This window comes from Caulobacter sp. 17J65-9 (assembly GCF_010975005.1).
Lineage (GTDB): Bacteria > Pseudomonadota > Alphaproteobacteria > Caulobacterales > Caulobacteraceae > 17J80-11.
The window spans coordinates 1-13106 of the sequence record NZ_JAAIVC010000111.1 but is presented as its reverse complement, the minus strand read 5'-3'; the positions used below and the strand labels follow the sequence as shown (position 1 = coordinate 13106).

10 protein-coding genes are annotated in these 13106 nt (G+C 71.6%); 1 reads left to right on the top strand and 9 read right to left on the bottom strand.

The features are described from left to right. Nucleotides 1-7 precede the first annotated feature (7 nt). The 8 genes from G3573_RS15005 to G3573_RS14970 all read right to left on the bottom strand — a co-directional run bounded on the left by G3573_RS15005 (nt 8) and on the right by G3573_RS14970 (nt 10771). Nucleotides 8-1039: an oligosaccharide flippase family protein gene (locus G3573_RS15005; protein WP_163262047.1), complete on the bottom strand. Its 1032-nt coding sequence runs from the start codon at nt 1037-1039 to the stop codon at nt 8-10. A gap of 109 nt (nt 1040-1148) precedes the next feature. Next, a complete protein-coding gene (locus G3573_RS15000; protein WP_163262046.1) occupies nt 1149-2426 on the bottom strand; it encodes an O-antigen ligase family protein in 1278 nt (425 codons plus the stop codon). Nucleotides 2427-2455: 29 nt separating this feature from the next. Further along, nucleotides 2456-4642, bottom strand: a complete 2187-nt coding sequence (locus G3573_RS14995) for a GNVR domain-containing protein (protein WP_163262045.1) — start codon at nt 4640-4642, stop codon at nt 2456-2458. Between the two features lie 19 nt (nt 4643-4661). After that, complete coding sequence (locus tag G3573_RS14990; RefSeq protein WP_163262044.1) at nt 4662-5960, bottom strand: outer membrane beta-barrel protein; 1299 nt, start codon at nt 5958-5960, stop codon at nt 4662-4664. 44 nt (nt 5961-6004) lie between these two features. Further along, nucleotides 6005-6589 carry a polysaccharide biosynthesis/export family protein gene (locus tag G3573_RS14985; protein WP_163262043.1) on the bottom strand — a complete coding sequence of 195 codons (585 nt, stop codon included), beginning with the start codon at nt 6587-6589 and terminating at the stop codon, nt 6005-6007. A gap of 222 nt (nt 6590-6811) precedes the next feature. After that, nucleotides 6812-8191 carry an HlyD family type I secretion periplasmic adaptor subunit gene (locus tag G3573_RS14980; RefSeq protein WP_163262042.1) on the bottom strand — a complete coding sequence of 460 codons (1380 nt, stop codon included), beginning with the start codon at nt 8189-8191 and terminating at the stop codon, nt 6812-6814. A gap of 15 nt (nt 8192-8206) precedes the next feature. After that, nucleotides 8207-9973, bottom strand: coding sequence for a type I secretion system permease/ATPase (locus tag G3573_RS14975; RefSeq protein WP_163262041.1), 1767 nt, complete (start codon nt 9971-9973; stop codon nt 8207-8209). Between the two features lie 108 nt (nt 9974-10081). After that, on the bottom strand, nt 10082-10771 hold the full coding sequence (locus G3573_RS14970) for a sugar transferase (protein WP_205598275.1): 690 nt from the start codon (nt 10769-10771) through the stop codon (nt 10082-10084). 280 nt (nt 10772-11051) lie between these two features. Between G3573_RS14970 and G3573_RS14965 the strand changes: the two genes are divergently transcribed. Then, nucleotides 11052-12341: a transporter gene (locus G3573_RS14965; RefSeq protein WP_346427390.1), complete on the top strand. Its 1290-nt coding sequence runs from the start codon at nt 11052-11054 to the stop codon at nt 12339-12341. A gap of 81 nt (nt 12342-12422) precedes the next feature. On the opposite strand, the gene G3573_RS14960 is transcribed toward G3573_RS14965, so the two are convergent. Next, nucleotides 12423-13106 (bottom strand): hypothetical protein (locus G3573_RS14960; RefSeq protein ID WP_205598274.1); only part of this gene is annotated, 684 nt, incomplete at its 5' end.

The following is a 13106-nucleotide window of genomic DNA, read 5'->3' as shown; positions in this document are numbered from 1 at the left end:
CTGATCGTCACCTATTTCCCGCGCCGCCGACCGCGAGCAGCACGGCCGGGATGGCGGCCGGCGCCCAGCGCGCGCCGAACACCAGGGTGATCAGCGGCTCGGCGTTGGCGGCGAACACGGCGGTGGGCAGGCCGCAGGCGGCGGTCAGCAGGGCGCGGCCGCGGCGGATCACCTGGGCGCGCTGCTGCGGATCGCCGGCGGCGAAGGCCGGCTGGAACAGCACGCCCGAGAAGGCCGCCTGGGCGGTGACCAGGGTCGCCTCGATGCGCTTACCCAGATTGAAGCGGGCCAGGCTGGACGCCGGCACGAACAGGGCCAGCAGCACCTGGTCGAGATAGTTGTTGGCCGCCCCGGCCAGGCGCACGGCCGAGGCCAGGCCGGCCTGGCGGGCCATCGGGCGCAGGACCGCCGGCGCCCAGACCGGGCGGGCGAACGCGCGCGACCAGGCGGCGGTGAACAGGAACAGGAAGACCGACTGGGCCAGGTAGGCGCCGATCAGGCCCCAAAACGGCTCGACGCCCAGCGCCACCCCGACGCCCACGATCGCCGCCAGCAGGTTGGCGATCATGACCCGCGCCGCCAGCGGCCGGAACGCCGCGCGCCTGGCGAGCGCCGCCTGGGGCTGCAGCAGCAGCAGGTCGAACAGCACCTTGGGGGCCAGCAGGGCCACCGCCCCGCGCATGCCGCGCAGCTCGCTCCAGACGCCGGAGGCCGCGAAGGTCAGGATCACGAACAGCGCCGCGCCGGCCGCGCCGGCGGCGAGCAGAAGCCCGGTGGCGGCCTGCTGCTCCTCAAGTCGCGCTTCGCCCTGCAGCAGGGCTTCGTAGAGCCCCTGGGGCCCCAGCGCCTTGATCAGCTCCAGCGCCGCCAGGGCGGCGGCGGCCACGCCCAGTTGGGCCGGCGGCACCACCCGGGCGAAGAACACGAACAGCAGCAGCGGGAAGGCCACCGAGAGGCCCGCGTTCAGCGTCGCCCAGACGGCCCCTGTGAACAGGCTCGAGCCTCCCGGGGCGGACGGACCTGACTGTTCGGCGATCATACTGTCCCCCGCCGCGTCCTCCGCGGGAGCGGGGTCGGCTGCTCCGGGACAAACAAACTTGGCCGTCGGTGGTTCCAAGGTTTCGGCCGGCGCGAGGCCGGCCTTTTTCTCAGCGCTGAAGCCGCCGTTCCGGGGCCAGGGCGAGGGCGGCGGTCAGGAACAGGACGAAGGTCGCCACGCTGAACTGCACCAGGGTGATCGACTCCAGCGGCGTGCGCGACAGCAGCAGCAGGAAGCCCGCCGCCCCGAAGGCCACGGTAGGGGTCGGCTGGAACATCAGACGCGCGGCGAAGGCGGCCAGACCGACGGCCAGGGTGCACACCAGGGTGATCAGGCCGACCCAGCCCAGCTCGACCAGCACCTCGATGTACTGGTTGTGGAAGTTGAAGCCGGCGCGGCTGCGGATGTTGGCGAAGCGCCAGAGCCCCTCGGCCTCCAGCGACCCGCGCCGCCAGAACGCCTGGTAGCCGTGGCCCAGCACCGGGCGGCGGGCGATATAGCCTTCGGCGCGCTGCCACAGGTAGGTCCGCCCCGTGAGGGTCGGGTCCTTGCCGAGCTTGCGCAGGATGGTGATCTCGCCCGTGCGCGCCTGCTGCTCGGCCATGAAGGCGGCCGGCACGGTGGCGAACAGCACGGCCGCGGCGGCCAGGGCGCGCCACTTGAAGCGCATGCGGGTGATCAGGATCAGGATCACGAACAGGCCGCCGGCCAGGATGGTGGAGACCACCGCGCCGGCCGACTGGCTGGTGCGCAGCAGGAGCGCCGCCAGCATCAGGCCGCCGACGCCGGCGACGCGCATGATCATCGGCTGGCGCGGGTCGGCCACGGCGGCGCCGGCGGCCAGGGCCAGCAGGCTGGCGATCACGGCCATCTCGTTCTTGCTGCCGAAGATGCCGGCGAAGGCCGAGCCCTGCTGGAAGCCGACCGACACCCAGCGACCGAACTGCAGGGACAGCACGCCGGCCAGCAGCAGGGCCGCGAAGGCCGAGCCGATGATCGCCGGCCCGGGCGTGCGCCGCGCGATCAGCAGCGCGATGAAGACGGTCAGGCCGAACTGCAGGCCGTGGCGGAAGCTCTCCATGGGGGCTTCCGACCAGAGGGTCGAGGCCATGGCCAGCGCCGGCAGGGCCAGAAGCGGCGCCACCGGCAGCATCGCCGTCAGCGCCTCCTTCCAGAACGCGATGAGATACAGGCCGAGCAGGCCCAGCATCACGTAAAGCGACTTGCCGTCGGTCGCGACCACGGTGAGCAGGGCGGTGAACGACCCGAAGCTCAAGACCCATTCCGGCGACCAGTAGCGGCCGCTGGCGAACGCGGCCGGGGCGACCCGCGGCGCGCGCCACGGCTGCACCGCCTGAGTTTCGGCCGCCTGAGTGTCCATGGTCATCGAAGACCCCTCTCCGGACACGCCGAGCTTTAGTCGGCGTAGTACTTCTGGACCGAGCCGTAATAGTAGGCGGCGTCGCCGTAGCCGGTGCGCGCCTGCTCGCGCAGGTCGACCTGGGTCAGGGCCACGCCCGGCACGAAGGCGCCGCTCGCGGCCAGCTGCTCCAGCGCGTTCTTGGACGCCATCTCCGGCGTCTTGGCCCAGCGCAGCAGGTACAGCACCGCGTCCGCCCGGGTGGCCAGCACGCGGGTGTCGGACACCGCCAGGATCGGGGGGGTGTCGAGCAGCACCAGGTCGAAGCGGTGGCGCAGTTCGGCCAGCACCTTCTGCATGGCGGGGCTGCGGAAGATCTCCGGATCGCTCCACGAGCCCTCGGCGATCGGCAGAACCTGGGCGCCGCTGGCCTTGTCCAGCCGCAGCACCTCGTCCAGCGACGCCTTGCCGGCCAGCAGTTCGAACAGGCCCTTGCGGACGCCGCCGTCCAGCTTCTGCGTCAGGCTGCGGTGGCGCAGGTCGCAGTCCACCACCACCACCTTCTGGCCCGCGGCGGCGGCCAGCCGGCCCAGGCAGAAGGTCGTCAGCGTCTTGCCCTCCTCAGGCAGGGCGGAGGTGACGGCCACCACCTGCACGAGCTCTTCGCCACGCGAGGACAACAGCGAGGTCTTCAGGCTTCGGAACGACTCGGCGAAGGCCGAGCGCGGGCGCTTGAGCAGGTAGTCCTCGGGCTTCAGCGAGCCGCGGTCGGCGGCGGCGGCGACCGAGCCCAGCACCGGAATGGCGCCCAGCAGCGGCAGGCCCAGGCGGTGGCGCACCTCCTTGCCGGTGCGCAGGCCGCTGTCCAGCGCCTCGGCGGTGACCACCGAGGCCATCCCAGCGGCGAGCGCGAAGGCCAGGCCCAGGGCCAGGTTCAGCTTGGTGTTCGGCGCGCTGGGACGGCTCGGGGTCTGGGCGTAGGAGACCACGCGCGCGTCGGCCTGCTGGCCGCCGGCCTGGGCGGCGGTTTCCTTCGAGCGGTTCAGGAAGGCCTCGTAAATGGCTCGGGTGGCCAGGGACTTGCGCTCAAGCTCCATCAGGCCGACCTGGGCGCGGTTGTTGTTGGCCAGGTTGCCGCGCGAGGTCCCGCGGCTGCCGACCAGCGAGGCGGTGCGCTGGCGCGCGACCTGCACTTCGGCCTCGAGGTTGGACATCACCCGTTTGATCTCGGCGTCGATCTGCACGTCGTAGTCGGCCAGCTCCTGGTTGACCTTCTGCACGTCGGGGTGACGCGGCCCGTAGCGGCTCTCCAGCTCCGCCTTGTGGCGGCTGACCTCGGCGCGCTGACCACGCAGCTGGCGGATGACGTCGGAGCCGAGCGCGGCGGCCGTGTCGGCGCCGCCGCCGCCGCGACGCACCTGCGCCTGCGCGGCGGCCAGACGGCCTTCCCGCTCGGCCTGCTCGGCCTGGGCCTCGGCGATCTGCTGGTTGAGGACCGAGATCTCCTGCTCGGCCATGGTCGCGCCCTCGGCGCTCATCAGGCCATGGTTGATCTTGTAGGTCTGCACCTCGGCGTCGGCCGCCTCGGCCTGCCGGCGCATCTCGTCCAGCTTGGCCTTGAGCCAGCCGCTGGCCTTGTCGTTGGCCCCCGACTTCGCGGCGAGCTGCTGGTTGATGTACTCGTCGGCGAAGGCGTTGGCGATGCGCGCCGCCTTCTTCGGGTCGGTGGACGTGAAGCCGACGTCGATCACATAGGTAAGGCCGACCCGGCTCGCCCACATCTGCGACAAAACGGCGTCCACCGCGCCTTCGGGGACCGTGGAGCCGGCGCCGCCGGCCAACGAGGCCTGGATCGCCTTGGAGCCGCCGGACGACTTGGCGAAGTCGGGATCCTGGTCGAGGCGCAGGCGCCGGACCACCCGCTCGCCCACGGCGCGCGAGTTGATGATGCGCGCCTCGGTGTCGACCACGCTGGAGTCGGTCGGCAGCTGCGACATCACCTGGTCGAGCTTCAGCACGGCCTGCTTGCGCGGGTCGATCAGCACCGAGGCGGTGGCGGTGTATTCCGGCGTGGCCCGCAGCGTCACGAGGACGGCGGCCAGGAAGACCGTGCCGGCCACCAGGCCGAACAGCGGCAATCGCCGGCGGAAGCGCGCCATCAGGTCGCGCGGGTCGGGCACGCCGCCGTAGGGACGGGGGTCGGAACCCTGAAGGTCTTGGGGGTTGCTGCGGAAGAGGTTCATGGCGTCCGCCCGTTGGAGGTCAGGGGTGCAGCACCAGGACCGCGCCGAAGCGGTCCTCGGTGTATTCGAAGCCTGGATCGCCGCCTGACGACGTCCGATCGAAGTGCTGGAAGCTGATGCGCGCCGCCACGAGGCGGTTGAACTTCAGGTCGGCGCCCACGCCGTAATCGACCCGGTCGTCGACGCGGGAGATGCCGTCGTAGTCGTCCTGGGCCCAGTTGGCGCGACCCCAGAGGATCAGGTTGCGCCGGAGCTCGTGGTCGACGCGAATGCCCAGCGCGGTGGTCAGGGTGCCGGCCGCGTCGCCGACCGTGGTGTCGTTGATGCTCTGGTCGGCCGACAAGGTGACCGTGGTCATCTGGGTGGGGAACCACTCGACCCACGCGTCCATCGCCAGACCGTCTGTGGTCGTGGCGTCGGGGTCCTCGTAGTCCTGCTCGAGATAGCCGATCAGGATGTGGCCGCGCGCCGCGTGGGTCAGGTCGAAATCGACCCCGACGCCGACGTCCCAGCCCGAGGAGTCGCGGTCGACGTCGTTCTGCGGGTTGTCGTCGGTCAGGTTCGGCTGCTGCTGGAAGCTGCGGTCGTTGCCGCGCACCGAGCCGTAGACCGCCACCGCCGGGCTGAGCGCGTAGTCCAGCCGCACGCCGCCGTAGAACACGTCCTCGTTGCGGTAGGACTGGGACTGCAGGCCGTTGAACAGGGTCTGGACCGCGTCGTAGCGGTAGCCGGACCAGCCGATGTCGCCGCCCAGCCGGAAGCGGCCCACCTCGTGCGAGGCGCTGCCGTTGTAGGTGGCCAGGTTGTAGGTGACCGGCTCGAGCGCATCGACGGGGGTGGAGGCGTCCGACCGCGGTTGCACCAGCTCGTGGTACTGCGCCCCGGCCGAGACGTTGGTGCCGCGCGCCAGGTCCAGCCGGCCGTCGGCCCCGACGCCCCACTCCGCGTGGCTCTCGTCGGTGAAGTCCATGTACTGGAGATTGTTGAACTCGACGAAGCCGTTCAGCGCGTGGCGCGACCATTGCGACTGGGCGCGCAGCGCCGCCGACAGGGTCAGCACGGTGTCGGACTGCTCGTCGACCGGCGTGGCGAAGATGTTGTCGCTCCACACCACGCCGGCTTCGGCCCAGGGGAACAGCAGGAACGAGCCGGCCCGCAGCCCGAGCGCGTCGTAGCCCGGGAAGCGCCGATCGCGGACGCCGACATTGTGGTCGCGCGCGAACGACGTGTCCTGGGCGGCCGCGGAACCGGCCGCGGCCACGGCGGCGGTGGCGAACAACACCGCGCAGGACGACGAACGCAGGAGCTTCAGCCTCATCTCCCCCCTCCGGGAATGGAACCTGGCGAGCAACGCCTTCGCGCTCAGAAGAAGCGCTCCGCCACGCGGACGGTGTCGCCGGGCAGGACCGGGGTGGTCGACGTCAGGCTGTATTCGGTCTCGGCGCCGCTGCCGGCGTGGCGGATGAAGATCCGCTTGGTGTTGGCGCGGTAGGTGAAGCCGGAAGCGCCGGCGACCGCGTTCAGCACCGTCAGCTCGTCGGTGAACGGGTACTGGCCCGGCTTGTTGACCTCGCCGAGGATGTAGAACGGCCGGTAGGCGAGCACCTCGACGCTGACCCGCGGGTCGCGCAGGTAGCCGGCGGCCAGGCGGCTCTGCAGCTCGCCCTGGAATTCGGTGACCGTCAGGCCCTTGGCCATCACGTCGCCGACCAGCGGATAGGACACCTGGCCCGCGCCGGAGACGACGAACTCGCCCGACAGGTTCGGCTCGTCGAACACCAGCACCCGCATCTTGTCGGCCGGGCCGAGCTGGTATTCGGCGGACAACGGCGACACCCTGGCTTCGGGCGGCTTCTTCACGAGGCCGCTCACCTGGGCGCCCACCTGGGCGCATCCGGCCAGCGCGATCTGGGCCACACAAACAAGCAGGACGATCAAGCGGGTCATCGCGGCAGTTCTCCCCTCCGCCGTCACCGCGCCGCGGTTCGATCCGACCGGGCTTCAGCGACTTCACGACGGCGGGTCCGGGTCCGCCCGCGGAACCGCCGGGACGGTAAAGCTGCGAACTGGCTTAACGGTTCCCGAGAAAGCTTCACCGGACGCAGAACCGGCCCGATCCGCCTGGATCGGGCCGGGTCCGAAGCCCGCCAAATCGTCGGGAAAGGCGCGCTAGTGCTCTCGGAAGGAGCGCCACAGCGACTGCTGCAGCGGCTCGAAGAAGTACTGCAGGGCCGTGCGCTTGCGCAGCGGGACGACCACCTCGGCCGGCAGGCCGGGCTTCAGCACCGTCTCGGCCCCGCGGACCCGGCGCAGCTCCACCAGTTCCTGCGGCGGCACCGACACCTCGGCGCGGTAGTAGCGCTGGCCGGTCTTCTCATCGACGAAGCTGTCGGCCGACAGCTTGGTCAGACGGCCGTGGATGATCGGCAGGTCGCGCTCGTGGAAGGCGCTGAAGCGCACCTCCGTGGCCTGGCCGATGTGCAGGTCGTCGGCGTCGTTGGGCTGGACCCGCGCCTCGATCACCAGCGGGGCGTTCTTGGGCACGATCTCCATCAGGGTCTGGCCGGGCTGGATCACCCCGCCGACCGTGTGCACGGTAAGGCCGACCACCTCGCCGCCCACCGGCGCGCGCACCTCGGCGCGGCTCAGCTGGTCGCGCACGGCGGTCAGCTTGGGCGAGGCTTCGTTCAGCTGGTCCTCGGTCTGGCGCAGCTGGTCGGCGATCTCCTCGACCGCCTGCCGGTCGACGGAGACGATCTGCATCTTGGTCTCGCCGATCGCCTCGTGCGACTTGGCGACCTCGGCCCGGTAGGAGCCGTAATCGCCTTCCAGCGAGGCCGCGGTCCGCTCGGTGGCCCGCACCCGGGTCAACGGCGCGTAGCCGCGCGCGGCCAGGCTTTTCAGGCCCTCCAGCTCCTCCTGGATCAGCGACTGCTGCTCGCGGTTGGAGGCGATCTGGCGGTTGTAGCCCTCGATCTGCTGCTGGAGCTGGTTGACCCGCTGGGTCAGCACGCCGTGCTGGGCCTGCAGCGACCCGCGCCGGGCGGTGAACTGCAGCTCCTGCAGGCGCATGGCCTCGTCGGCCAGCACCCGGTCGGCGGCCGGCAGGACGGCGAATTCGGCCGGCGGCACGATGTTGGGCAGGTGGTCGCGCTCGGCCGCCAGGCGCGCGCGCTGGGCTTCCAGGGCGATCACCTGGCTGGTCAGGGCCCGTTCGTTGGCGCGCAGGTCGGCGGCGTTGATCTCGACCAGCACCTGCCCCCGGGCGACCTCGTCGCCTTCCTTGACGTGAATGGCCGAGACCACCCCGCCCTCGCGGTGCTGCACCGCCTGGCGGCTGCCGGACACCACCACCTGGCCGTGGGCGTAGGCCCCGGCGTCCAGCGGCGCGAAGGCCGCCCAGCCCAGGAACAGGATGAAGAACAGGCCGGCGACCGCGCCGCCGACCCACAATTCGCGGGTAGGCGCGTCGCTGACCTCCGGCTCGGTGGTCGCGGCGCCGCCGCCGGCCGACGGCACGGGCGGTTTGAAGTCGTCGGTCAGGGCCATGATCGCGCTCGAAGGTCAGCCGGCGTCGGCCGGCGCGGGTGTCCGCGGAAGTTTGGGCTCGGGCTGCGAAAGGCGGGCGACCACCTCCTCGCGCGGGCCGAAGAGGTCGACCATGCCGTCGCGCATCACGACCAGCTTGTCGGCGGAGGTCAGCACGCCGGTGCGGTGGGCGATGATGATCACCGTCGCCCCGCGCGCCTTCACGGCGCGCAGCACCTTCAGCAGGGCCGCCTCGCCTTCGGAGTCGAGGTGCGAATTGGGCTCGTCCAGCACCATCACCGGCGGATCGCGGTAGAGCGCGCGGGCCAGGGCGACGCGCTGGGCCTGGCCGGCGGAGAGGCCGCGCCCGCCCGCGCCCAGCATGGTGTCGTAGCCTTCCGGCAGGCGCAGGATCAGCTCGTGCGCGCCGGCCGCCTCGGCCGCGGCGATCACCCGGGGGTCGATGTCCTCGACGTCGCCGCCGTTCCAACGCTCGAAGCGCGAGATGTTGTCGCGCACCGAACCGGCGAACAGGCCGGAGTCCTGGGGCAGGTAGCCCATGTAGCGACCCAGCCGCTCGGCGTCCCAGTCCCGCAGGTCCGCCGAGTCCAGGCGCACCACGCCGTAGTCGGGCAACAGCGCGCCGGCCAGCACGCGCGCCAGGGTGGTCTTGCCCGCGCCGCTGGGGCCGACCACGCCCACGGTCTCGCCGGGCTGGACCGAGAAGCTGACGTTGCGCAGCACATAGCTGTCGGCGCCGGGCATGCGGTTGGTCACGCCCTCGACCTGGATCATCCCCTTGGGCGGCGGCAGCAGGGTGCGCTCCGGCTCGTCCGGATAACGGTCGAACAGCTCGACCAGGGTGGTGAAGGCGTGGCGGGCCGAGACGATGCCGCTCCAGGCCCCGACCACCTGCTCGATCGGCTGCAGGGCGCGCGACAGCAGCACCGAGGCGGCGATCACCGCGCCGGACGAGATCTGTCGTTCCACCGCCAGATAGGCGCCGGTGCCCAGCGCCAGCGACTGCAGGACCAGGCGCAGGAACTTGATGGCGCCCTGGTAGCGGCCGCCGACGAACTGGGCCTGGGCCTGGATCTCGGTGGCCTTATGGCGCTGCTGCAGCTGCAGGGTGACCAGCGCGCGACGCATGCCCAGCGCCCGCACGGTCTCGGCGTTGGCCGAGACCGCCTCCTGGGCGACGTAGGCCGCGGCCGAGGCCTCGCTGGCCTGCTGCAGCCGCTGCTTGTTGGACCGCTCGTTGGCGATGGCCAGCAGCAGCAGGATGATCCCGCCGGTCAGGGTCAGCAGGCCCAGCCAGGGGTTCAGCATGAAGGTGAACAGCAGGTAGATCGGCGTCCAGGGCGCGTCGAACAGGGCCAGCGCGCCGGGGCCGGTCATCACCTGGCGGAAGCTGTCGAACTCGCGCATGGCCTGGCTGATGCGCAGCGAGCCCGGCTGACCGGGCCTCAGCTGCGAACTCAGCCGGGTGAGCACCTGGCCGGCGAGCTGGCGGTCCAGCCGCAGGCCCGCCCGGATCAGCAGGCGTCCGCGGATGTAGTCCAGCCCCGCCAGGGTCGCGAGGGCGAAGACGATCACCGCCGTGATGAACACCAGGGTCATTATCCCCCCGGTGGGGATCACCCGGTCGTACACCTGCATCATGTACAGGGTCGGGGCCAGGTAGAGGATGTTGACCAGGGCGCTGAACCCGAAGGCGAACCACAGGTGCCGACGCACGGCCCGCAGCGCCGCCTTCAGCGGCTCTGGGACGGGCTTGTCGAGGATTTCCAGCCTGCGAGCCATGACGTCTCCGCTGCGGGATGAAGCCGTGCGTCAAGAACGGGAAACCGCCGCGGGACCGGAAGGATGCGTCGGCGGCGGGAGGGAATTTTCCGAGGACCGCGCCGGGCCTCAGTACGAACCCCGCCGCGCCAGCACCGCCGGCAGGGTGCGGACCATGATGTGCAGGTCCAGGCCCAGGCATTTCTGGCGCGCGTAGACCACGTCGATGGCCACGCGGCGGCGGTAGGAGACGTCGTTGCGGCCGCTCACCTGCCACAGGCCGGTCAGGCCGGGCTTGACCGTGCAGTAGTCCTTGAAGCGCCGGCCGTACTTGGCGATCTCCGCCTCGACGATCGGGCGGGGCCCGACCAGGCTCATCTCGCCGGCCAGCACGTTGAGCAGCTGCGGCAGCTCGTCGAGGCTGTACTTGCGCAGGAAGACGCCCAGGCCGGTGATGCGCGGGTCGCAGCGCAGCTTGTGGTCGCGGGCCCACTCGTCGCGGGCCTCGGGGTCGGCGGCCAGCACCGCGCGCAGACGCGATTCCGCGTCGCGGACCATGGTGCGGAACTTGAAGCAGGCGAACCGGCGGCCGTCGCGGCCGATGCGGCGGTGGGCGAACACCGGCGAGCCGCCGTCCTGCAGCCAGACCAGGGCGGCGATCAGCGCGAACAGGGGGGCCAGGGCCAGCACGCCGATCCCGGCCACCGCCACGTCCACGACGCGGATCCATCGCTCGCCCCGCGGCGGCGGAGCCTCGCCCGGCTGGGCGGTCTCGACCGCCGTCCCCGGAACAGACTCAATCTCCATCGCGTCGAACATGAACCACCCTCGGCCGGCGCGCGGACGCCCCAGCCCTTCCGTCAATGACGATGTCGCCGGAGGCGCTGCTGTATGCCCGCGCCTGTGAGCCCCGCCCCAACCCGCAACCGACGGCGCCGGTTCCAGCAAACAAGCGGGGCGACAAATCAAGGTTTGCTGGAACAGCCCCCAAACCCCTCAGGTTGTCGGGCCGGACGGAAGCGAGGGAGTATCTTCCATGAGCCGCCGGGGTTTTCGAGCCTGGTGGGCGGGCGGGACCGCCCTCGCCCTTAGCTTGGGCGTGGCGTCAGGCGCCCACGCCCAGAGCGCCCCCGAGGTGGCCGAGGAGCTGCGCCGCCTGCGCGCGACGCTCGACGCCCAGGCGGCCCAGCTCGCCGCCCAGCAGGCCGCCCTGACCGAGCAGCAGCAGCGGCTGGACGCCCAGGCGGCCGAGATCGAAAAGCTGCGCAGCCTCGACGCCGCCAGCCTGGACGCCATGCGCGGCACCGGCGGCCCGGGCATCCCCTACGCCGCCTTCGGCCAGGCGGCCGCGCCCATGGCCGGGCCCGCGCGGGAGCTGGCTAGGCCGGTCCCCTCGCCCGAGGCCCCGGTCGCCCAGAGCGCCGAGGCCCTGCCCCAGCAGCCGGTCGGCGAGGCGCCGCCGGAGACCAAGCCGGTCCCGGTCGAGGCGATCCCCGAGGGCGCCGGCGTGCTGACCCCGCGCGGGGTGTTCGTGGTCGAGCCGCAGCTCGACTTCACCCACGGCTCGTCCAACCGGCTGGTCTTCCGCGGCATCGAGATCGTGCCCGGGATCCAGATCGGGGTGATCGAGGCCAACGACGCGGACCGCGACACCATCTCGGCCGCCGCCGCCTTCCGCTACGGCCTGACCAACCGCATCGAGGTCGAGGCCCGCATCCCCTGGCTCTACCGCAAGGACCGGGTCACCACCGTGCAGCAGCGCGACGACCAGGTCGCGCGCACCATCGAGCTGGACGGCTCGGACATCGGCGACGTCGAGGTTTCGGCCCGCTACCAGATCAACGACGGGCGCAGCGGCAAGTGGCCGGTGTTCGTCGCCGGCCTGCGGGTGAAGAGCGACACCGGGCGCGGACCGTTCGACGTCGACCGCGACCCGCTGGGCGTGGCCACCGAGCTGGCCACCGGCTCCGGCTTCTGGGGCGTCGAGCCCAGCGTCAGCTTCCTGTACCCGTCCGATCCGGCGGTGATCTTCGGCAGCCTGAGCTACCTCGCCCACCTGTCGAAGGACATCAACGAGGACTTCGGCGACGGGGTCACGGTCGGCCGGGTCGACCCGGGCGACGCCATCAACGCCAGCATCGGCTTCGGCTTCGCGCTGAACGACCGGTTCTCCTATTCGCTGGGCTACCGGCACAGCTACATCTTCGAGACCGACACCGAGCTGAACGGCACGACCTTCGGCTCGAACGAGGTGCAGGTGGGCGCGCTGACCTTCGGCATGTCCTACGCGCTGGCCCGGCGCTATTCGCTGAACGCCACCTTCGACATCGGGGTGACCGACGACGCGCCCGACGTCCGCGTCGGCCTGCGCCTGCCGATCCGCTTCTGATCGCAGCTGCATTTCCCCGACGAGAAACGGCGCCGATCCGCAAGGACCGGCGCCGCTTTCGTATCCCGGATGACGACGCCGCTAGCGGCCCACCGCCCCGGACGTCGCGTTGGTGAGGTCGGCGCCCACGCGGAAGCCGAACAGGCTGAACAGCCAGTCGCGCTGGGTCTGGTCGAAGCCGGGCAGGCTCAGATTGACCTCGGTCTCCTGGCGGATTTCCACGCCGCTGTCGGTGTTGACCACGATGTTCTGGAAGTCGGCCCCCGACACCCGGTGGATGAAGGCGGTGCCGCCGCCCTCGGCCAGAAACACCTGGTCGGTGCCGGCCAGATCCTTGACGTCGAGCCCGGCCAGCACGGCGGCGGCGTGCAGGTCCTCGGCGGTGGCCGGCACGGTGGTCGGCCCGATCTGGTGACTGACCTGGGTCCCCGACGGGGTCCAGTTCAGGGTGGTCGACAGGGCCAGCTGACCGTCGACCAGGGTGCGCACCACCGCGCCGAGATCAAAGGCGATGCCGTCGGCGACCAGGAAGCCGCCGCGCATGGAATCCAGGTCGCCTTCGCCGACCGGCGCGCCGAAGCCTGCGTCGACGACGTCGGGCGGCGGGGCGGCGATCGGCAGAATCGGAACGGGTACGACCACCGGCGCCGCGGCGGCGGGCGTCGCCGCCGGCGCGGGCATGGCGAGCAGGGCCGGGTCGCCGCGGAACATGGCCGCCGCGATCAGGTCGGCGGGGGCCGGAGCGAGCGGGTCGCCGTCCAGCGC

Bases quoted from the DNA above. Each gene is read 5' to 3' on its own strand.
- G3573_RS15000 (WP_163262046.1), bottom strand. From the start codon at position 2,426: ATGACCATGGACACTCAGGCGGCCGAAACTCAGGCGGTGCAGCCGTGG.
- G3573_RS14975 (WP_163262041.1), bottom strand. From the start codon at position 9,973: ATGGCTCGCAGGCTGGAAATCCTCGACAAGCCCGTCCCAGAGCCGCTG.
- G3573_RS14970 (WP_205598275.1), bottom strand. From the start codon at position 10,771: ATGTTCGACGCGATGGAGATTGAGTCTGTTCCGGGGACGGCGGTCGAG.
- G3573_RS15005 (WP_163262047.1), bottom strand. From the start codon at position 1,039: ATGATCGCCGAACAGTCAGGTCCGTCCGCCCCGGGAGGCTCGAGCCTG.
- G3573_RS14985 (WP_163262043.1), bottom strand. From the start codon at position 6,589: ATGACCCGCTTGATCGTCCTGCTTGTTTGTGTGGCCCAGATCGCGCTG.
- G3573_RS14995 (WP_163262045.1), bottom strand. From the start codon at position 4,642: ATGAACCTCTTCCGCAGCAACCCCCAAGACCTTCAGGGTTCCGACCCC.
- G3573_RS14980 (WP_163262042.1), bottom strand. From the start codon at position 8,191: ATGGCCCTGACCGACGACTTCAAACCGCCCGTGCCGTCGGCCGGCGGC.
- G3573_RS14990 (WP_163262044.1), bottom strand. From the start codon at position 5,960: ATGAGGCTGAAGCTCCTGCGTTCGTCGTCCTGCGCGGTGTTGTTCGCC.